17 protein-coding genes are annotated in these 20308 nt (G+C 69.4%); 11 read left to right on the forward strand and 6 right to left on the reverse strand.

The genetic code is table 11. The features are described from left to right. Positions 1-337 precede the first annotated feature (337 nt). From ACZ60B_RS21375 to fxsT, 3 genes are read left to right on the forward strand one after another with little or no spacing between them, the layout of a single operon-like run. Positions 338-2308 (forward strand): VMAP-C domain-containing protein, encoded by a 1971-nt coding sequence (locus ACZ60B_RS21375; protein ID WP_469389186.1) that lies wholly within the window; start codon positions 338-340, stop codon positions 2306-2308. After that, the gene (locus ACZ60B_RS21380) at positions 2305-3321 is read left to right on the forward strand and encodes an AAA family ATPase (protein ID WP_469389188.1); all 1017 of its coding nucleotides are present in this window, start codon (positions 2305-2307) and stop codon (positions 3319-3321) included. Before ACZ60B_RS21375 ends, ACZ60B_RS21380 begins: the two co-directional genes overlap by 4 nt. Beyond that, positions 3321-7736 (forward strand): FxSxx-COOH system tetratricopeptide repeat protein, encoded by a 4416-nt coding sequence (fxsT, locus tag ACZ60B_RS21385; RefSeq protein WP_469389190.1) that lies wholly within the window; start codon positions 3321-3323, stop codon positions 7734-7736. Before ACZ60B_RS21380 ends, fxsT begins: the two co-directional genes overlap by 1 nt. On the opposite strand, the gene ACZ60B_RS21390 is transcribed toward fxsT, so the two are convergent. The 4 genes from ACZ60B_RS21390 to ACZ60B_RS21405 form a co-directional block, all read right to left on the reverse strand. Then, the gene (locus ACZ60B_RS21390) at positions 7667-9448 is read right to left on the reverse strand and encodes an aKG-HExxH-type peptide beta-hydroxylase (RefSeq protein WP_469389192.1); all 1782 of its coding nucleotides are present in this window, start codon (positions 9446-9448) and stop codon (positions 7667-7669) included. The genes fxsT and ACZ60B_RS21390 overlap by 70 nt on opposite strands. Next, positions 9445-10617 carry an FxsB family cyclophane-forming radical SAM/SPASM peptide maturase gene (locus ACZ60B_RS21395; RefSeq protein WP_469389194.1) on the reverse strand — a complete coding sequence of 391 codons (1173 nt, stop codon included), beginning with the start codon at positions 10615-10617 and terminating at the stop codon, positions 9445-9447. Before ACZ60B_RS21395 ends, ACZ60B_RS21390 begins: the two co-directional genes overlap by 4 nt. Next, on the reverse strand, positions 10580-10702 hold the full coding sequence (locus ACZ60B_RS21400) for a hypothetical protein (RefSeq protein ID WP_469389196.1): 123 nt from the start codon (positions 10700-10702) through the stop codon (positions 10580-10582). The genes ACZ60B_RS21395 and ACZ60B_RS21400 overlap by 38 nt, the downstream gene beginning before the upstream one ends. Positions 10703-10917: 215 nt before the next feature. After that, entirely contained in the window at positions 10918-11238 is a 321-nt protein-coding gene (locus tag ACZ60B_RS21405) for a CU044_2847 family protein (protein ID WP_469389198.1), read from the reverse strand. Between the two features lie 538 nt (positions 11239-11776). Between ACZ60B_RS21405 and ACZ60B_RS21410 the strand changes: the two genes are divergently transcribed. Further along, positions 11777-13438, forward strand: coding sequence for a ricin-type beta-trefoil lectin domain protein (locus ACZ60B_RS21410; RefSeq protein WP_469389200.1), 1662 nt, complete (start codon positions 11777-11779; stop codon positions 13436-13438). 146 nt (positions 13439-13584) lie between these two features. Here the strand turns inward: ACZ60B_RS21410 and ACZ60B_RS21415 are convergent, their stop codons facing one another. After that, a complete protein-coding gene (locus ACZ60B_RS21415) occupies positions 13585-14649 on the reverse strand; it encodes a hypothetical protein (RefSeq protein ID WP_469389203.1) in 1065 nt (354 codons plus the stop codon). A gap of 168 nt (positions 14650-14817) precedes the next feature. On the opposite strand from ACZ60B_RS21415, the gene ACZ60B_RS21420 reads away from it, so the two are divergent. The 6 genes from ACZ60B_RS21420 (at position 14818) to ACZ60B_RS21445 (ending at position 18472) form a co-directional block, all read left to right on the forward strand. Then, the gene (locus ACZ60B_RS21420) at positions 14818-15345 is read left to right on the forward strand and encodes a hypothetical protein (protein WP_469389205.1); all 528 of its coding nucleotides are present in this window, start codon (positions 14818-14820) and stop codon (positions 15343-15345) included. Between the two features lie 131 nt (positions 15346-15476). Then, entirely contained in the window at positions 15477-15845 is a 369-nt protein-coding gene (locus ACZ60B_RS21425; RefSeq protein WP_469389207.1) for a hypothetical protein, read from the forward strand. A 273-nt stretch (positions 15846-16118) separates the two neighbouring features. Beyond that, a complete protein-coding gene (locus ACZ60B_RS21430) occupies positions 16119-16733 on the forward strand; it encodes a DUF4253 domain-containing protein (RefSeq protein ID WP_469389209.1) in 615 nt (204 codons plus the stop codon). Between the two features lie 84 nt (positions 16734-16817). After that, positions 16818-17201 carry a hypothetical protein gene (locus tag ACZ60B_RS21435; RefSeq protein ID WP_469389211.1) on the forward strand — a complete coding sequence of 128 codons (384 nt, stop codon included), beginning with the start codon at positions 16818-16820 and terminating at the stop codon, positions 17199-17201. A gap of 259 nt (positions 17202-17460) precedes the next feature. Next, the gene (locus ACZ60B_RS21440) at positions 17461-17649 is read left to right on the forward strand and encodes a hypothetical protein (RefSeq protein ID WP_469389213.1); all 189 of its coding nucleotides are present in this window, start codon (positions 17461-17463) and stop codon (positions 17647-17649) included. 163 nt (positions 17650-17812) lie between these two features. Next, positions 17813-18472, forward strand: a complete 660-nt coding sequence (locus ACZ60B_RS21445) for a S1 RNA-binding domain-containing protein (protein ID WP_469389215.1) — start codon at positions 17813-17815, stop codon at positions 18470-18472. A gap of 174 nt (positions 18473-18646) precedes the next feature. Here the strand turns inward: ACZ60B_RS21445 and ACZ60B_RS21450 are convergent, their stop codons facing one another. Continuing rightward, a complete protein-coding gene (locus ACZ60B_RS21450) occupies positions 18647-18985 on the reverse strand; it encodes a cyclic-phosphate processing receiver domain-containing protein (protein ID WP_469389217.1) in 339 nt (112 codons plus the stop codon). 204 nt (positions 18986-19189) lie between these two features. Here ACZ60B_RS21450 and ACZ60B_RS21455 point away from each other — a divergent pair, with 204 nt between their 5' ends. Next, positions 19190-20308 (forward strand): ParB N-terminal domain-containing protein, encoded by a 1119-nt coding sequence (locus ACZ60B_RS21455; RefSeq protein ID WP_469389219.1) that lies wholly within the window; start codon positions 19190-19192, stop codon positions 20306-20308.

The raw sequence follows: 20308 nt of genomic DNA on the forward strand, positions 1-20308 counted from the left end.
CCGTCGCCGACGTCGTAGGCATGGGTGGCCGTGGAGCCGCCGGAGACGGCAGGGGCCTTGGGATTGTCGGGCCCGACTCTGCCGGAGGTCTCCGGCAGCCGGACTCAAGTGCGAGGGGTTTCGAGGGACTTCAGGTGGGGATGTCGTCCTGATGCAGCAAAGTCCAGGGACGACAGCCTCAGTGCGGAGACTTTCTCGGCCACCGGCCGACCGTCAAGGCGTTTCGATCTTCATGGCACTGGCCGTGCACACGTGATACGGGAGGGGCCGGCCGCCGCGAAGTTCCCCTTCTCGGCGGCTCCCGCTTCTCCCCGTATCTCCAGCCCGTACGACTACTATGGCGGCTTCGCGGGGTGCGCCGACAGCGGACTCAGGGGGATGTGTGGTGGGGGGACCGGTAGCGCATAGCGCCACCGATGACTGGCAGGTGAGCATTATCGGCCCCGCGGGTAATCCCGTGGGGGGCGGCGTGCTGCTGCCGCCACGCTATGTATTGACATGTGCCCATGTAGTCACCAGCGCGCTGGGCCGGCATCTGCAGGACGCCCCCGGCGCCACTGTCGTAGTGGCGCTGAACAATGGGCTGAAGCTCGACAGCTCGCCCGGCGGAGGCCACCGGTACGCGGGTGGCAGCGACCACCAGGACTTCTCCGTACTCACCCTGCACGGGGACCTGGCATCGGCCAACGGCATGCTCCCTACGTCCCACAGCCATCTTTCCGGTGGCGCATATGTCGCCAAACGCCGGATGCAGGTCTACGGCTATCCGCAGGGGCAGCCCCACGGCGTGTGGGCGGACTGTCTGATGGCTGGGCGCGGCGGCCGGGAAGCAGCGCTGATCCAGCTCAACGACGCTCCGGACAGCGGGCGAAAGGTCGCCCGGGGCTACAGCGGCTGCGGCGTGAAGGACACCGCGACCGACCGAGTCGCCGGGCTCGCCGTGCTGCGTGACAAGGCCCCCGACTCGGGCGTCGCCTGGATGATTCCGCTGTCCAGGCTCGCCCAGTCCTGGGCGCCGCTGCGGGCCGCGCTCGCCCTGTCCGGGGAGTGGCAGCCCTGGCCGGATGCCACGGCGCCGTCCGACCCCGCCGACGAGACCTTCGACGCCGAGGCGATGGACCAGTTGTACCAACTGTTACTGGCCGGCACCGTCCCGCTGACCGGTCTCGTCGAGTTACGTGACGAGGCGCTGGGGCCGGTGCACCGCCACTGGAAGGGCGCACCCGAGGACGTCCTCGGGATCGTGCGCGACCTGAGGGACACCACCCAGGCCGGGCGTCCCGTGCCACCTCTGCTGGCCTTTGTCGCCGCACTGGCCCGACGGGTCCCGGGTCCGCAGGGCCACGAGCTGACCCGATGGGTACGCGACCGCGCCGGTCACTGCACTCCCGTGGTCAATCCCGCCCCGCTGCTGGAACGCCGCGGCCGGCCGGCGAGGAAGTCCGCCCGCTGGACGTACGCGACCTTCCAAATCACGCCGACCACCCCTGCGCGGCACTATCTGCTCGATGTGTTCCGGCAGCACGAGGGCGCTCCCCGCGAGGCCGTCGTGCAGTACGCCGAGGGCGCGAGACTGGGCGCGCTCGAGGACCTGGTGATACACGAACTCACCCGTATGCAACGGGAACGGGCCGCCGACTCCCCCGGCTTGTTCGTCGAGTTCGTCCTCCCAAGAGAGTTACTGGCAAGGCCCTTCGACGATCTCCCGATCCCCACCCCCAGCGGCGCCGAGGTGCGGCTGGGGGTGGTGCACCCGGTCGTCCTGCGCAGTCTCGAACGCCAGAACGCGCCGGAGTGGCGCAGCTGGGCGCACAACTGGGCGCAGAAATGGGACAAGTTGAAAACTCTGGCCGCGCTCTCGGGAGAGGGCGTGGTGGAGGTGGTTCCTGGCCGGAGCCAGGACGGAGCACTCTACGAAGCCCTGTTCGCCGCGCTGTACCCCGAGGACGGCCCCGTGGCCGTCGTATTCGGCTTCCCTCCGAGAGTCCCGAGCAGGCGCTCCCCCGACCCCGAGTTCGACGCCGCCCTGGACGCGGGCATTCCCGCTCTGGTGTGGGCCCATCGCGAGAGGGACGGACAGCGTGCGATCGAAGGTGTGCTGTACCGCATGAAGGACGAGAGCCCTCAGGCGCTGCCCGAGTTGGTGCGCAGAGCCCGTCGCGGCGACCGGCCCGCGGGTCCTGGCGTGTTCCGGCCCCCCGCCGACGCCGGCCTTCGGCTCGGGCTGTTGTGGGATCCCTATGACCGTCTGCCTCCCCACGCCCCATTGGCCCCGCCCGCTCCCGCTCTCGGAGGTGACCATTCATGACCGACACTCGACAGACCCCTGCGTGGTGGGTGTATCGCGGTGACGGCATTCCGCACAACACCATCGAGCGCCTGCCCGATCCGCCGAGCTGGAGGCCATTGCAGCGGGGCGTGCCGCCCGAGGACGACGTCGCCGTCCCCGCGTCCGCCCCGGTCGATGCCGAACGGGGGCGGGTCTTCCAGGTGGAGCCCGAGCTCGTCCACGTCGTCAACGCCGCCCTGCTGCTGCGTCGGCCGCTCATGCTCACCGGCCGTCCGGGAACGGGCAAATCTTCACTTGCCTACGCCGTGGCCTACGAGTTGGGGCTCGGCCCTGTTCTGCATTGGGCGGTGACCTCGCGGACCACTCTGCGGGACGGCTTGTACAGCTACGACCCCATTGGCCGCCTTCATGAAGCCAACCTGCGACACGCTCAGGAGGAGGCCTTCGACGGCACCGGCGACATCGGCCGGTTTCTGCGGCTCGGTCCGCTGGGCACGGCGCTGCTGCCCCACCGGCGACCCAGGGTGCTCCTGATCGACGAACTCGACAAGAGTGACATCGACCTCCCCAACGACCTGTTGACGGTCTTCGAAGAAGGCCGGTTTCCCATCCAGGAACTGTTGCGACTGCCTCCCGAGCAGCGCAGTGTGGAGGTGCAGACGGCGGACGGCGGCCAGGAACGCGTCACGGACGGCCAAGTGGCATGCTGGGCCTTCCCCTTCATAGTGATCACCTCCAACGAGGAACGCGAGTTCCCCGCCGCGTTCTCCAGGCGGTGCCTACGCTACGACATCGAACCGCCGGGGGCCGAACGGCTGGCGGCGATCGTGTCGGCCCACCTGGGCGACGAAGTGCTGGAGCAGGCACGTCCGCTGCTCGAAGCGTTCATCGAGGAACGGAACGGCGGGAGCGTGGCTGTGGACCAGTTGCTCAGCGCGATCCAGCTGGCTCGTGCGGGCGCGGACGAGGACCCGGAACAGTGGCAGGATCTGCTGCGGACGGTGTGGCGGCACCTGGAAACGGGGCCCTGATGCCCTTCGAACAGCCAGAACCCTCGGCTCCGGACGCCCGGGAGATCGCCGAAGTCCTGTGGCTGGCAGCTCAGTTCAGCCGTACTCAGGACGACACCGCGGTCGGCCCCGGCGCCTTCGGCCGCCCCCTGCTGTCAGGCACCCCCGAACCACTGGAACCGAGCAGGCCACACACCGGCGCCGCTCGCCCGGCCGAGTCCCGACCACGCACGTCTGCGACCGATGGCGGCCGTTCCGGCATGTCCCGTCACGATCCCCGGCTGCACGCCCGGGCTCCAAGCACCCCATCAGCCCCGACCGACCCCCTCGGCGTCCCGATCCCCGCGCTGCCCGTGCGCTCACCAGGAGTACGCCCACTGCCCAGGGCGAACTCCCTGGGCAAGGCCCTGCGCCCGTTACGCCGTCGGGCCGCATCGGCGACCCGCCGGCGCATGGACGAGGAGGCCACCGCCAACCGCGCCGCGCAGACCGGTGTATGGGAGCCGGCGCTGGTCCCGGAGGACGAACCGTGGCTCGATCTGGACCTGGTGGTGGACACCGGCGATTCCATGGTCCTCTGGCACAGCGCGGTCGCGGAGCTGCGCACGGTGCTGCGGCGCCTGGGTGCCTTCCGTTCGATCACCGTACGCTGGCTGGAACACCTCGCCGACGGGGACGTGACAGTGCGTCGGACACCGCCGCCGTGGGCTGCGGGCGGACCGGGGTCCGCCGACGTTCCGGCGGGCCGTACCTCGCGCTCACCACGCGGCGCACTGCTTGTCTTCAGTGATGCCATTGGCGCCGGCTGGCGATCCGGTGGCATGGACCAGTTCCTGGCCCGCTGGGCCCGTAGCGGTCCCACCGTGATCGTCCAGCCGCTCGACCAGCGCCTGTGGCACCGCACGGCCCTGCGCCCGCTGCCGGTGACCCTGAAGTCGCCGCGGGCGGGCTCGCCAAACATCGATCTGCAGTCCGACACGAAGGCCCCGGACCTGTGGGTGCCCGTGGTCGAACTGGCGCCGCCCGCCTTGCAGATGTGGGCCAACCTGGTCGCCCGGCCCGAATCCTCGCTGTACCAGGGGTACGCGGTGCGTCCCCGCGCCGACGTGCAGCCGGAGGCACCCGCCGACCCCGGTCCGGACCCGGCGGAGGACCCCCCCGGGGTCCAGGATCGGCAGTCCCCGCTGGACCGGGTCCTCGCCTTCCGGGCGACGGCATCTCCGCAGGCCTTCGAGCTGGCGGCGTATTTGTCCGCCGCGCCCCTTTTCCTCCCGGTGATGCGACTCGTGCAGCAGGTGATGGCGCCGCGCACCACGCCCTCGCACCTGGCGGAGGTCTTCCTGTCGGGCCTCCTGCACCCCGTGCACACCGACGGCCGCCATTCGTCGGAACAGACGGAGTTCGATTTCCCCCAGGCCGTACGCACTCTTCTTCTGGGTTCACTCCACCAGCAGGAGAGCCGCCGCGTCCTCGGCGCGGTGTCGAACTACCTCGCGGAGCACTCCTCCGCCCCGTATCGCTTCGACGCCACGCTCGCCGACCCGTCCGCAACGCTCCCGTCCCGCATCAGTTCGGAGAGCCTGCCGTTCGCCAAGGTCGATGCGGCGGTGGCCGACGCGCTCGGAGGCGGGTACGCAATCAGGGCGAAACGGCTACAGAGTCTAATAGTAGGGCATTCTGGACAATATGATGCCCAAATGACTGAAACGCTTTCTATTGACACGGAATCGACGACCCAAGCGGGGCACTCGGACCGGACCGGCCCCGGCACTCCTCCGGCGAAGGCTCCCGCACCGCCAGGAGTCACGCCCGAAGAGCCGGCAGAAGGAGGATCACCCGTGGCGGAATCTACTCCTCGCCTGGCCGAGCCCGAGACCCCGCCCAACGCCACGGCGACAGCCGGGCACTCCCTCCGGTCGAAGACCATCACGCACCCCATGCACTTCACGGAGAGCGTGCCCACGGTATGGGGCAGGCGCATCCCGCCCCGGAACCACAATTTCACCGGAAGGGATGAACTCATCACGCAGCTACATGCCCGCTTGGGGGGACGGCGCGCCGCCATCGTGCCCCAAGCGTTCTTCGGGCTCGGCGGGGTGGGCAAGACGCAGCTAGCTGTAGAATACATCTACCGATATCAGTCCCAGTACCAGCTCATCTGGTGGGTGAACGCAGAGGACCCCGCGCTGGTGCGCTCGTCCATCGCCGCTCTCGCGCCCCACCTGGGACTGGAAGCCGGACCGAGCGTCGACGACACGCTGCACCTGGTTCTCGACGCCCTCCGCACGGGCTCCCCGTACAACCGATGGCTACTGGTGTTCGATAACGCCGATCGGCCCGAGGATCTGGAGCCGTACTTCCCGGCCAGCGAGGGCCACATCCTGATCACCTCGCGCAACCAGAGCTGGGCCGGTCACGCCCACCCGGTGTCGGTCGACGTCTTCTCCCGCAGGGAGTCCGTCCACTTCCTCCAGGGACGCGTCAAGGGAATGGCGCCCCAGGACGCCTCACGGCTCGCGGACGCTCTCGGCGACCTGCCGCTCGCCCTGGAACAGGCAGGCGCCTGGCACTCAGAGACCGCGATGTCCGTGGACGACTATCTGGAACTGCTGCAGGAGCACGCCGGTCGGCTCCTGGACACCTCCGTACCGTCCGGCTATCCGCACTCCGTGGTGGCCACGTGGAACCTGTCGATGGAACGGCTCGCCCAGCGAAGTCCTGCGGCCGTGCAACTCCTGCAACTGTGCTCGTGCATGGCCCCGGAACCCATCAGCTGGTCCCTGCTGCGCAGCGCCGCCTTCGCGCCGCTGCCGTCCCCCCTCGCCGAGGCGCTGCGCGATCCCGTCGAACTGGGGCTGGCCACACGTGAGATCGGACGGCTGGCCCTCGCGAGGATCGACCACAGCACCAGCAGCATCCAGATGCACCGGCTGGTACGGGCGGTGCTGTTCAACCAGATGTCCCCCGAGGAGCAGGAGGCCACGTACCATCTGACGCACGTTCTGCTGGCGGCCGCCGATCCGCAGGAGCCGGACGACAGCGACAACTGGCGCCGGTACGCCGAACTGCGTCCGCACATCCGGCCGACGCGGGCCATCGAATGCGACCAGAGCGAAGTACGCCATCTGGTCATCAACGAGGTTCGCTACCTCTACCTTCTCGGTGACTACACCGGCGGCACCGAATTGGCCGAATTCGCACGCAAGGAATGGCAGCAACGCCTCGGTGTGGACCACCCCCAGACGCTCCGGATCAACCGCTACTACGCGACGCTGATCCGCAACTTCGGCCGATTCGAGGAGGCGCGCGCCCTCAACGCGGAGATCCTGGAACGGGCTCGCCGGGTCTTCGGTGAGGACCATGAGGAGACCCTGGCCATCGCCAACGTCAGCGGAGGCGACCTGCGTACGCTCGGCGACTTCGAGGAGGCCGCCGAGCGGGACGCCAACACCTTCGACCAGCTGGCCACAGCCTTCGGCAGGGACTATCCGCTCACCCTGATGTCGGCCGCCAACCACGCGCTGAACCTCCGGCTGCTCGGCCGTTTCAAGGAAGCCCTCGAACTGGACGCGGACACCTACCAGCGGCGGGCGCGCACCTACGGACCGGACGACCCCACCACCCTGGTCGTGGCAGCGAACTACGCCCGTGACCAGCGGGAGATGGGTGACTACCGCGGATCGACCGAATCACTGCGGGTGCTCTATCCCAAGATGCGCGACCGCCAGGGCCGGGAACACCCCAGCACGCTGGACGTCGCCAAGAACCTCGCCGTGTCGCTTCGGGCCGTGGGGGCCTACGAGGAAGCGTACGAGCGGTCCGCCCGCACCGTGGAGCGCTATCGTGCCAGGTTCGGCGAGAACTCTCTCAACACCCTTGCGGCGGTCGGGAACTACGCCATCGACCTGCTGCTGCGCGGTGACCTGGACGAGGCGGAGCGACTGGCCGCGCAAACCGTGGCGGGATACGAGCAGCTCTTCGGCGCGGACCATCCGTACGTCCCGATGACCCAGACCAACCACGCACTGGTGCTCAGCGCCCTCGGTGAACGGGAGCAGGCGCTCTCGATCAACCTCCTCGCCTACGAGAAGCTGCGCGGCCGTTTCGGCCCCGAGCACAACTGTACGCTGCGCTGCGGGGTGAACCTCGCCAACGATCTCCACGCGGCGGACCGCGTCGACGAGGCGGCGCAGGCGAACCGCCGCCATCTCGAGAGCTTGCGGGCGACTCTGGGACCCGACCACCCGATCACCTTGGTCTGCGGCGGTAATCTCGCGCACGACCTGCGGACGCTGGGTGAGACGGCGGAGTCGCAGGAGCTGCTCGACGACGCGCTCGAAAGGTTTCGACAGACCCTGGGCGAGGACTATCCCGTGGCTCGGGTGTTCGCCAGGGGTGAGCGGGCGTTCTGCGACATCGAGACGCCCATGTTCTGATCGGCGTCACTGTCGGAACGTGACTGCGTCTGCTCCAGCCAGGCGGCCAGGGCCAACGGGTCCGCGGCACGGTCGGGGCCCGATACGTCGAGATCGCCCTCGGCGAGCTCGAGGAGAAGGGCCTTGACCAGCTCGGTGCGGTGGCGCAGGACGAAGGCTCCGACCGCTTGCTCCGCCGCGGCCGCGGCGGCGAGTTCCGCCCAGCACTCGACGCCGTGGGGACGGGCGGCGGCCGCTTGTGCGGCCGCCGTCGCCGGGATCGCGCGATCCGCGCCGCGCTGTCTGGCGGCCCACCGAACCAGTTCCGGTCCGGGCCCGTCCGGCGCCGACAGAGCCGGGCCGATCTTGTCCGAGGGCAGTCGCCCTGCCGGGCGTGCGGCCCGCCAGAGCTCGGCCAGCCCCCTCACGCCCGTAGTCGCCTCCGTCGTGGCCCAGCGCAATCGCCACACGGCCTCGCTTCCCGCTTCCACCCTGGCCACCGCACGCAACAGCCGCTCGTCGACACTGCCGCACACGCCGGGGTCGAAAGCGCGGACCGTCTTGCCTGCTCCGGCAAGGAAGCGTTCCCCGAGATCGGTGAGGCGGACGTGATCCGCCGCTTCTGCCAGGCCCCGTTCGATGTGCGCCTGGACCTGGGCGAATCGCCAGGCCGCATCGGCGTGTTCGGCTTCGGGCCCGGCCGCACTGAGGTCGTGCCAGAAGGCGAGGTCACCCAGATGGGCATAGATACCCTGCAACAGGCCGCCCGGTGGACGAGGATCGGGCCGCCAAGGGGCGAACAGCCGGGGCCGGCTGTCCGGTTCGTGCAGCGCCACCAGGTCCGTCAAGGCGCTGAGCTTGCTGTGCTGGAACTCGTGCAGCAGGGTCAGTGCCATGCGCTGGGTCTCCGCTGGCCATGAGGTGAGCACCGCGCCGAAGGCGTGCCGCGACGTCGACGAGGTGACCCCACGAGCCGGCGCGGGCAGGGGGACGATCGCGGTGAGCCCGATCGCGAGTTCCTCGGCTCGACGTGGATGCCGCTCGACCAGTAGTTCCCAGGCGGACCGGAACAGCCCCTGCCAGGCGGTCGGACGAGCCTGGACGGCATCGAGCGCGGGCAGCAGCCGGTCGGCCGTCTCCAGGGGAACGGCGATGGCCAGTCCACGGTGCTCGGCCTTCAGCCAGGCGACGGGCTGCCAGTCGCGGCCCGTGCGGGAGAGGTCGCGCGGCAACCGCAGCACGTGCCCGGCCGACCGGATCTGCACAGCAGGCCCGTCTCCCGTCACCACCAGTGCCTGCGCACTGTTGCCGGGCGTCCTGGCCGTACCCAGGCCGGGCAGGTGGAGCAGCCCGTCGTACAAGGGCACGGAGACGGACACGGCGCTGTCCGCGCGCACCGCCGCCACGACCGCGAACACCGCCAGCCCCTGCGTGGCACATCTGCCGTCGTGCGGGTGCGCGGGGCAGACCCGTGCGGCGTGCCGGGCCCAGCTGCCGAACGACGGCCCGTCGAGCACGGAGGCGACCGCTGCCGGAGCGGCACGTTCGACACCGGCCAGCACATCGGCCGCTGCGGCTGCCCTCGGGCCGCAGGGGCCGTCCAACACCTGTCTGAGCAGCAGCAGGCTACGACTTCGTCTGGACCTCCGCAGTAACCGCACGGCCTCCGCGCCGCCTTCCCCACCGACCAGGGAGTCGAAGACCTGGTCCGGAATGACCTGCGGCCCGATCAACGGCCCTGTCCCGCCGTCTGGGCGATCCACCGTCGGACATGCCCGATGAGGAGGAGCAGATCCGCGCAGTACACGGTCGGTCTGCGGTAGCCGACGCCGGGCTGGTAGCGGTGCCCGTACTCGCCGCCGCCGCACACCGTCATCTCGGGGCAGACCAGGCACTGCTCGGCGAGCGCGCGCACCCCGGCCTGCCGGGCAGCGAAACCAGGGTGGGCCAGGACGTCGTCGAAGGAGTGCCGGAAGACGTCGAGGCCGCTCGCGGAAGCGCCGTCGTAGCCGGTGCGCAGCGCGTCGTTCTGGTGGATGGATCCGTCGGCCTCGACGAAAACCGAGACGGTACGGGCCAGGCCCATCCAGTCGAGACGGCTGCGGCCGCCGAGCACGGTGTGCAGGATCTCGTCGAGCAGACGTACCGAGGTCTCCTTGCGGGGTGCTTCGGCCCAGCGGTCGAAGACGGCGGCGAGCCAGCTGCCGTACGCTCCCGGCGGCGCCGGAGGCGGCTGTCCCCAATGCGCGTGGGGCAGCAGGAAATCGACCACCGGCGGCCGGGTCGGCAGAAGGGACTCGTAGACGGCGACCGGATCACTGGACGCGTCTATGGTGCACAGCAGGCCTGCGTACTGTTCCCGGTACGGCCCGGACAGCAGGCGCAGCCCGGCCATGACCTTGTCGTACGAGCCTTGGCCCGCCGGTGTCCTGCGGTGCGCGTCGTGCGCCTGTCGATCGCCGTCGACGCTCACGCCGACCCGTACCCGGTGCTCGGCCAGGACGTCGAGCATCCTCGCCTCGAGGAGGGTGCCGTTGGTCTGGACGGTGAAGTCGGCTTCGGTACCCGCCTCCGCGACGGTGGCGCGTACCGCTTTCACGACACGAGCAACACCCTCGGGTCCGGCCAGCAGGGGCTCACCGCCGTGCAACACGATCCGCACCTGTGACAAGCCGTGCCGCGTCGCATGCTCCGCGATGCGACGCGCGGTCTGCCGCAGCGTTCCGGGGCCCATGGCACGCGGCTGGTGGCGCCAGGTCTGATCCGCGTGTTCGTAGATGATGCAGTAGTCGCAGGCGAGATTGCACCGACTGCGAATCTTGAGGACGAACTGCCGCAGGGGCGTGCCACCGGCCGCCGGCTCGTCAGACGCTCGCCGACCAGCTGGTGTATTCGTCCTCATCGGACTCGGCGGACTCCTCCCGCAAGCGTTCGAGCGCCACGGCGAGCACGGAACCCGAGAGGGCGCGCAGCTCGTCCATGGTCATTCCGGCAATGTCCGGTAGTCCGCACTCGACCCCCGTAATGTCATCCATGCCTGTGCCCCTCTCGCCCTCCGGGACAGTCGGCACCCGGCCCCGCACCGCGACAGCCATACCCGCAAGGCGCATGGTAGACGGAACGCGCAGGATGCGTTGAGTCGCTCGTCCGTGGTACGAAGGGTTCCGGACACCCGGGTACGGGCGGTCCGCACCATGCTCGGCTACTCCCCCCAGACGGCCCGTACGACAAGGTGAGCCTCCCCCGACGCCTTGGCGAGCACCGCCCCCGTCTCCCCGCTCAGCTTCACCCCGAATTCCAGCTCGAACCGCTTCGGGGCGACGTCGATCGACGTGATGCGGGCGTGCGCCTCGGCCGCCATCCGGCGGATGCCCTCAAGAGCCTCCGTCAGTCCCCCCTGCGCGCGCCGGACGACTGTTCCGCCGTTGATCGAAATCTCCTCCAGGCCGTAGACGCTCTCGTCAGCCGACTCGACGAGCACCGTGCCGCCGTCCGGCAGCCCGAAACTCACGACTTCCCCCATATACCCCTCCGTGGGCAGTCCGCGGCGGCCCGTGCCGCGATACTGCTTGTCGTACCCGCATCGACGGGCCGACGAACAGCGGACAGGTGTCATCCGCCGCAATCCTGGGCCGATGGAGAAGCTGTCTCAACTGGCTTGAAAAACAAGCCGATCGCCGTGACGCGGTCAGTGCGTTCCGGAGCCTTGACGGTATTGGTCTGGTCCAATAGCGTCTGCCCCGCACAGAACTCCACATGGCTCAACACCACCAGCCGTCACCTGCGTTGACGACGTAGCCGCCGGCTGGGGGACGAGAGTCCCGCCGCCCGCCGCGGGCCTGCCTGTCGACGGCAGCCCGGGCGCCGGCCTTCGCCCCGTTCGTCGTCATCGAGATCCACAAGGGCGCGTGCACTGCTCGCCGTTGATGGAGATCACCAGAGGCGGCACAGCGAACAGACGCGATCACGCCTTTTCTTCGGAGGCCAGACCTATGCAACCACCCCCCACAAGGGCACAGCGCGGCGCGTGGAAGAGAGCGCTCTCACTGATTCCCGTCGTCATGATGACGGTGGCGGCCGCCGTCACCACGACCCTCGACGCCCAGGCGGCAGTGCCCCCGACGCCGTCCGGCTTCGCGCTCACCTGGAGCGACGACTTCAACGGTGCGTCCGGCACCGGCATCGACCAGAGCCTGTGGAAGTACGACACCGGGCCGGGCAGCAACTTCGGCACCGGTGAGATCGAGACCATGACCAGCAGCACCTCGAACGTCTATTACGACGGTCAGGGTCATCTGGTGCTCCAGGCACTGCACTCGGGTTCCGACCCGCGCAGCGGGTGGACCTCGGGGCGCGTGGAGACCCAGTCGGCGGGCTTCGGTGCCGCGGCCGGCGGCGTCGTACGCATCGAGTCCGTCCTCCAGCAGCCCAACGTCACCACCGCCAACGGCGCGGGCTACTGGCCGGCGTTCTGGATGCTCGGCGCGCCGCTGCGCGACGGTGTGACCTGGCCGAAGTCCGGCGAGGTCGACATCATGGAGGACATCAACGGCCGCAGCTCCGTCTTCAGCACCCTGCACTGCGGCGTGAACCCGGGCGGGCCGTGCAACGAGTCGACCGGTATCGGTTCGGGTGAGCGCGCCTGTCCGGGCTGTCAGACCGGCTTCCACGACTACGCGGCGGAGATCGACCGCTCGGTGTCGCCGGAGCAGATCCGGTTCTACCTCGACGGGAACAACTTCTTCACCGTCAACGCCAACCAGGTGGACGCGACGACCTGGGCCGACGCGGTCGACCACCCCTTCTTCATCATCTACGACCTGGCGATCGGCGGCGGCTTCCCCGACGCCTTCGGCGGAGGCCCGAACGCGTCCACGGTCTCCGGCGGCAAGCTGGTCATCGACTCCGTGGCCGTCTACAACAAGGGCCCTGGCTCCGGAGGTGGCGGCGGCGGTTCGGTGACCGGCCAGACGATCACCGGTCCGGGCGGCAAGTGTGTCGACGTGGCGGGTGACGACACCGGCGGCGACGGCACCGCGGTCCAGCTGTGGGACTGCCAGTCGGCGGCCAAGGACCAGCACTGGACCTGGAGCGGCCAGACTCTCCAGACCCTCGGCAAGTGCCTGGACATCGCCGGCGGCAACAGCGCCGCGGGGACGAAGCTGCAACTCGCCACCTGCAACAGCGGCGGCTACCAGAACTGGGTGCGGCAGACCGACGGCTCGCTCCGGAACCCGACCAGCGGCCGGTGCGTCGACTCCCCGTCGGGTGCCACCGCGAACGGCACCCGCCTCCAGATCTGGGACTGCAACAGCTCCGGCGCCCAGCAGTTCGCCATCGGCACCCCGATCTACGGACCGGGCGGCAAGTGCGTGGACGTGGCGGGTGACGACACCGGCGGCGACGGCACCGCGGTCCAGCTGTGGGACTGCCAGCAGGCCACCGCGCTCGACCAGAAGTGGACCTGGAACGGCCAGACCCTGCGCACCCTGGGCAAGTGCCTGGACATCGCGGGCGGTGTCAACGCGAACGGCACGAAGCTCCAGCTGGCCACCTGCAACGGCGGCGGCTACCAGAACTGGGTCGCCAACGCCGACGGCTCGATGTCCAACCCCACCACCGGCCGGTGCGTCGACTCGCCGTCGGGTGCCACCGCGAACGGCACCCGCCTCCAGATCTGGGACTGCAACAGCTCCGGCGCCCAGAAATTCGCCCTGGCATGAGCAAGGATCGCCCTGCGTGAACCGACGCCGGGCACGTCGAAGGGCCGCACCTCAACCGGTGCGGCCCTTCGGCGTGTCGCCGGTGTGCGGGTGATCCGGTCAGGCTCTGCCGACTGGAGCGACCCGGCGCGAGCTCGCGTTCGGGCTCAGGACGTCGCTTCCGTCCAGCGGTTGAGGCTCCCGCTCGTGTCGTCGTAGGTGAGCCAGGTGCCGTCTCCGAGCGGGCGCACATAACCGTCGACACGGCCTGTGGGATACGCGACCGCACCCCGTATCCGCAGGGTGCGGGCATCGAGCAGCCAGTGGCGGGCCCGGTCCGGGTCCTCGTCGGAGTCGACGGTCGAAGCGATGACGGTGTCGGCGTCGACGAAGCCGCAGCCGTAGTCCCAGCAGGGTGGGTCCTCGTCGTCCGGCGGCTCGGGCGCGCCCTCGGCGAGGACGGTGCCGTCCAGGGCGTGCAGGCTCAGGTCCGTCCCGTAGTGCTCGACTGTCAGAAACCCCGGATGACCAGGGTGGACGTCCATCAGGATGCGGTCCAGGGTGTCGTCGAGGTCCCAGCCGGTCAGCTTCTGGCCGTCCCATCGCGCCCAGTGGAGCATGATGCCGTCCTGGCCCATGCCGATGCAGAGCCCCATGTGAAGGCCGTCCGGGTGGGACATGTGGTGTGAACCGGAGGCCGCGCTGTCCAGCGGCAGCCGGGCCACTTCCCGTCCGTCCCGGGCGTCGAGAACGACCCAGCACTCCTGCCAGTCCTGCCCCTCCGGGTCCAGCACGACATGCGCCCAGACGAGCCGACCGTCGTCGGAGACACGACAGGATCCGTGCTCGAGCCCGCGGCACACCTCCTGCTCGTCCCCCGTGTGCGGGTGGCCGAGCTCAGGCCCCCAGCAGCCGTGCCGGTACTCCCACAGCAGCTCGCCTCCCGGGCCCACGGCCCGCACCGCGCGCTGTCCCGAGAACACGGCGAACGTACCGTCCGGACTCACCGAGTGGACGCCACGGTCCCACCCCGGCCAGGGAAGGGGGAAGACCACGGTCGGGGCCAGCTCGCCCGCGAAGAGGTCGTGCAGGTCGTAGACCTCCAGCTCGTGCCCGTTCTGGAGGAGGGCGCGGCAGGGCGCGTGCGTGCGGCTCTCGAGGGCGAAGCCGTCGACCAGTGCAGCCCCGCCCTGGAGCTTCACCGAGTCGTGCAGTTGTGCGGTGATCGACATGGGCCGACGGTAGCGGGCCGCACTGACAGTGCACGTGGACGTCGTACGGCTCGACACGTCGCCGACGCCCCGCACCCGCCGAGCCGACACCTCTCGGGCAGCACTACGCGATACTCACCCTGTGGTGTGGTTCGAGCAAGCCCGCGCACCGGCACGGAGGTCAGCTGAATGTTCCCCGCACGGCTGCCTGCCGGTGCTCCGCTGGTTCTGGCGATCCTCGCCCTGTCCGGCTGCTCCTCCCACTGGGGCTGCACGGACACGACCGCGGAACGCGGTGAGGCCGACGTCAGGGTGAAGATCGAGGACGCGTACGAGCGGCCTCTCGGCGCCACCGCCGAGGTCGTCGACTGGCGCCTTGAGCCCCACCCGCAGGTTCCCTCCCGAGGTGACCAGGTGCACTTCCACTTCCGCTTCGACGGTGCCGACGAGAGTTCCGGCCCTGCCGTGGACGCCTGCGCGGTCGACAGGAAGCGCGTGGCGTTGGGGTGTCAGACGGTCTACTCGTCCGAGGCGTTCGGTCCGGGCGGTGACCCCACGGGCGACGCGTGGCTCGCCGTCGAACACCCTGAACAGGTTGCCGGAGTGCTGTTGATACCCAACGACCAGTCCTACGACCGACGGACCTGCGAGCAGGACGTCAAAGACGGTGGCGGGCCGCATCCGCCGAAACCGGCCGGGATCGGGGACCAGTTGTAAGCCGTCGTTCAGCCGCGGCCGCCGGGCGAGGGCGTCGAAACGCTTTGCTCGACCCATCGGACCCCGTCTATCGTCCGACGACCGGAGTGGGCGTCCGTCGAGCGGCGTCTGAGGCGTAGGGGGCGATCCACGTGGGCATCTTCGTCGGGATCAGGGGCTGGCTGGAGTGCGATGACCAGCAGCTCGCCCAGGTCGTACGGATCGTCGAGTCGGACGATCCCGATGAGACGTACAGCGGGGGCTGGGCCTTCCCTCCGAAGCAGTACAACTTCGCCAACTGGGCCTTCTACGGCGCCGCGATGCGCGCTCAGGCCGTCGACGACTTCCTGGAGCAACTACGGCGCATCGCGCGGATCCCGGCATCCGACGACGACAACGACCTGATCACCGGCCTGTTCCTCGTCAGCCACGAGGTCGACGGCATGAGCGAGTGGCAGGTCCGCGACGGCGACGTGGCGATCCGAGCGGCGAGCGAGGCGTATCGATATCTCGACGAGTAGGTCGGTCGGGTCCGGGGTGGCGGAGGCGGCCCGGCGGACGCAGCTCCTCTTGAGGTCCTTCGGGGCGGTGCGCTGTCGGTGCCGCGGTCTAGAGTGCCGGCCATGTCGTTCGCCCTGCCTGATGGTCTGCCTCCCGGCCGGTTCGTGACTTGTGGTCCCGAACTTGTCTGGATCTCCGACGAGTTCCCTGACGATGTCGAACGGCTGTGGTCTCGCCTGTTGGGCGAGCAGCCGGTACACGGTCTGGTTCCGCTCCTGTGCCGGCCCGGCGCCTTGGGACGTCCGCTCGGTCCGGAGCACGTCGATGCCATACGCCTGGAGGAGGTGCTGGCCACGGACTTCGCCGAGTACCGGCGCAGGCGGCTGCCCTTCTGGACCGACCCGACGCCGGAATCGGTGCCCGAGGGAACCGAGCCGTGGCCGCATGACCCGGGGCCGCCGTTCGAACAGTGGCCGGGCCTGGCACCGCGGGTACCGGCGACGTCCGCGGGCCCGACCTCGGAGGAGGCCGCGGCACGCCTGCTGAACTGGCTCATGGACACGGGCCCGTTCGGGCTGGAGGAGTGCTGCCTGGTGCTCGTCCCCGCCCGTCGGAGCAGTGACGCTCTGGCGTTCATCGGCTGGACCGCGGAGGCACCGCTGCCTCTGCTCTGCGCACTGCTGCGGAGCTGGGAGGACCGCTTCGGCGCCCAGGTCGTCGCGGTCGTCGGCAGCGAGCTGCACGTATCGGTCGCGAGGCCTCCCGCGGACGCAGAACACACGAACTTGCTGGCTCTGGAACATGTGTTGTCGACCGCGGACAACATCGTCGACGACCCGCCCACGCCGTTCCCCGAGTACGCGACGCGGCTCGTGGGGCGGACTTCCTGGTCGTTCTGGTGGGACTGATGCCGCAGCAAGCAGCGTTCCCCCGTCCTGCCGGACGGGTCCGCGGCAGGCGGCCGTTGGCTGCGGTCCGCGTAGTCTCGTGGGATGCATTCCCATCTGACCTTCGAGAACCCTCCCGCTCTGCCTCACGGGACGGTGGTCGAGACGTTGGAGCGGGCTCTGCGTGACCGCTCGACCGAGGGCGCGGCGGCGGACGTCCTGGTCGGCACCGCGTTGAACGACGATGACGCGGCGTTCGTCGAGCACTGGTGCGTGCAGGTCGGGACTCGGGCCGGGTCGGGTAGCCCGCTGCTCGGGCTGGCAGGGTTGTGCCTGGGCCATACCGCTCGACGCTTCGGGCGGCTCAGCGACGAGGCCCGTGCTCTGGCGGAGTCGCTGGCGGCACGGGCCGAAGCGGACCCGTCGGACGTGGACGGTCGCGCCCTCGACGGCTACGACGATGTCCGGAGCTTCCTGCACCTGTGGTGACGTCGCCCGTTGCCGCTGCGTCCCTCGACGACGCGGGGGAACCCGTTGGCTCCTGACGATACGCCGCCGGTACGGTCCTTCCGTGTGCACCTACGCCTTCGTCCACTACAGACTGCACTACGTGTGCGTGTCGTGCCGGATCAGCTTCAAACGGCATCCCAGCCGGGCCGGACACACATGCCCGCGCTGCGCCGGGACACTGTTGTGCGCCGGCCATGACTTCGCGGCACCTCGGCGCAGCAACCGGAAGGCTTGGTCGGTGGTGGCGGTGGTACTGGCTGCGGGGCTGCGGTACGAGGGCTTCGAGCCGTGCGGTTGCGGGCGCGAGCCGAAGTTCCGCCCCCGTACACGGGCCCAGGTTCGCGCACGCCGCGTCATCGCCGCCCGGACCGGCACCCCGCTCGCGGAACTGCTCGCCCGGGCCGACCCGCTGGAACGGACCCGCTGATCCAGCAACGGAGAATGCGCCGCCACCGCAGGACATCCAGGATTTGCTGGTCGGAATCCGCATCGGAGACGTCCTTCACGGAACCGTATCTGCGGTCTCTCGATCCGGGCTGTCGGTGACCCTGGACTGTCTTCCCACCCAACCGTTGGCGACGGTAGGCAGGTTGGACGGCCCCTGGCGTCGCAGCTTCTCCGACGTCGCTGTGGTAGGACGCAAAGTCAGCGGAAAGGTGCTTGCCGTGAATAAGGACGCGGGCCAGGTGCAACTGTCGATGTCGGCCACCGAATATCCGGAACTCTGGGCATTCCTCAGCGGGCTTCGCCCCGGCGAGGTCCTGACCGGCACGGTCGCGGCGATCGAGCGGTTCGGCGTCTTCGTCGCCCTGGACGACGGCCCCGAACACCCCGTGTTTCCCGGCGTCGGCTTCATCACCTGTCCCGAGCTGTCCTGGCACTGTTTCGAGGCGGCGACCGACGTCGTTCAGGTTGGGCAGCGGGTGTCGTGCGAGTTCCTGCAGTTCGACACCTGGAACGGCGAAGCTCGCCTGTCCCTGCGGGCGATGCAGCTGGACCCCTTCCGGCAGTCCACCGACGGCATCGTGGTGGGCCAACGGCTGACCGGCAGGGTGACGAAACTGGTCTCATTCGGCGCCTTCGTAGAGGTCACGGACGACGTTCAGGGCCTCGTCCATCTGTCCGAGCTCAGCTCGGCGCCGGTGGCGGTGCCGGAAGAGGTCGTACAGGTCGGCGATCAGGTCGTGGTCGTCGTCACGGACATCGACAACGTACGACGCCGACTCTCGCTGTCGCTACGACAAGCCTGACTGGCATGTCGATCCGGACGAGCGACGCGTCGACGCGCGCTTCCCTGAGCAAGCACAAGTGCGAGCGCAGCTCCGCCTGGTCCCTGGTCTCAAGGATCACTTCCCACTGCCCCGTTCCCGGTGCAGTGCGAGCAGCCAGCCGCCGCCTCCCTGCCGCTTGGTCACGGCACCTGGCTAGGCCGTTGCCCGCCGGACACGGTAGCTCCAGCGGGCGAGCGACCGGACAACTGTCTCTGCTCCTACGGGGTTGGCGCTGTGGACGAAGACCGCTCCGATCTGAAAGGGCCGTCCGTTGAAAGCGGCTTCTTCCATGAGGGTCACCACCGGCATGATGGTGTCCTCGCCTCCGAGATCGTGGTCGAGCCATAGCTCGTCAATGAAACTGTCGCGATGCTCTTCCAGGAGTTGGATGCCTTCGCGGCTGGTGCGGGCGATCCTCGTAGCCCTGGGAAGCGGTCGGAGATCGTCTATGCCGAGGATGACGAGCAGCGGCGCGACGGGGGCTTCTTTCACCGGCTCATTGTCACAGTACGGGCGCACGCGCTGTTCGCCGCGCTCGCTACTGCTCCGGAGTCGCTCGCCAGCCGGTCGGCACACCAGCACGGGGAACCGTCCGGCGGATATCGACTGTCTTTCTCGTGTCGGGCCGCGGCCCTGCGGCTGGAGGAGGAGCCGGTGACATCGAGAGCGCGAACGTTATGGGCCGGCTATTGGCCCTTGGCGGTACTTCCCGTCGTCGCCGGCGTCATGGACCTGCTGCTGTGGTGGCACGGCGAGCCCTGGAGCTGGTCGGACTGGGCCTCCAGCTTCGGCCTGGGCGCCGTCACCACGATGGTCGTCGGGATGCTGCTCGCCCGACGTCAGGGCAACATCCAAGAGGCTCTGGCTGAACTGGAGTTGACTGAAAAGATCGCTTATCTCACCTTCTCGGCACCGGAGTTGCGGGAGGCGTCCACCCCGGGTCGTACGTACCGGGCGCTGTACGACTGCCGGGCCGGGCTTTCCCTGGTGCCGCTCGCCCGGCCGGCGATGCAGGAGGAGTATCTGCGCACTGTGTCCCGGGTGCTGAGCACCATCACGGACACCCTCGGCTCCTCCCTGCACTCCCATGCGCACTGGACACCCGACGACTGGCGCAAGCTCCTCTCGGTGATCGAAGGGCTTCGCGGAACGGCCGAGTTCCATGCGCGGAGGTCGCGAGTCATGGCCGACCACTGGTCCGGCGAATTCGGCTCGCAAACCGCGCAGTTGGCACGGATGGCGGTCCAGCCGGTGCCGTTCGAGGTGTTCCGGGCCCACTTCACCCAGGGGGCGCACCGCATCCGTGCCTCCCTCGACTGGGAGGCACTGTCGGAAATGGCCCAACAGGCCGATCAGTCAGTCCAGTTGACCATGGTCTCCACCACGCTCGCACCGTACGACGTCGCCGCTCTGGCGGGCTACCACGCTCCCTGGTACCGCAAGGGATCCGGGACAGGGGAGGTGAGGTACGACCAGCGCGGCGCGCTGCCGCTGCGGCACGCCGACCTGGCGACGGACCTCTCCGCCCTACGCCAGGAACGGCGCTCGCGCATCGGAGAACTGCGGGACCACTACGCGACCCGGCTCGACGCCCAGGGCATCTCGCTCATGCTCGCGACCTACACGCTGGGTCCGGACGAGTATCTGGTCCTCGACGGCAATCACCGGCTGACCGCTCTGGCCCAGCTCGTCGCCAAGGGCTGTCCGGCCACGCTGATCGAGTTCCGGCTGACCGCGCCCCTGAATCCCGCGCTGCTGCCGGATCTTCGCCACTATCGCGGTGGTGGGCGGGGCGCGGCGCCGGACGCGCCGTGA

The organism is Streptomyces sp. NPDC104096, from assembly GCF_055584385.1.

Coding starts and splice junctions, on each gene's coding strand:
- ACZ60B_RS21420 (WP_469389205.1), top strand. CDS start 14,818: ATGTTCCCCGCACGGCTGCCTGCCGGTGCTCCGCTGGTTCTGGCGATC.
- ACZ60B_RS21395 (WP_469389194.1), bottom strand. CDS start 10,617: ATGAGGACGAATACACCAGCTGGTCGGCGAGCGTCTGACGAGCCGGCG.
- ACZ60B_RS21400 (WP_469389196.1), bottom strand. CDS start 10,702: ATGACCATGGACGAGCTGCGCGCCCTCTCGGGTTCCGTGCTCGCCGTG.
- fxsT (WP_469389190.1), top strand. CDS start 3,321: ATGCCCTTCGAACAGCCAGAACCCTCGGCTCCGGACGCCCGGGAGATC.
- ACZ60B_RS21435 (WP_469389211.1), top strand. CDS start 16,818: ATGCATTCCCATCTGACCTTCGAGAACCCTCCCGCTCTGCCTCACGGG.
- ACZ60B_RS21410 (WP_469389200.1), top strand. CDS start 11,777: ATGATGACGGTGGCGGCCGCCGTCACCACGACCCTCGACGCCCAGGCG.
- ACZ60B_RS21375 (WP_469389186.1), top strand. CDS start 338: ATGGCGGCTTCGCGGGGTGCGCCGACAGCGGACTCAGGGGGATGTGTG.
- ACZ60B_RS21380 (WP_469389188.1), top strand. CDS start 2,305: ATGACCGACACTCGACAGACCCCTGCGTGGTGGGTGTATCGCGGTGAC.
- ACZ60B_RS21405 (WP_469389198.1), bottom strand. CDS start 11,238: ATGGGGGAAGTCGTGAGTTTCGGGCTGCCGGACGGCGGCACGGTGCTC.
- ACZ60B_RS21415 (WP_469389203.1), bottom strand. CDS start 14,649: ATGTCGATCACCGCACAACTGCACGACTCGGTGAAGCTCCAGGGCGGG.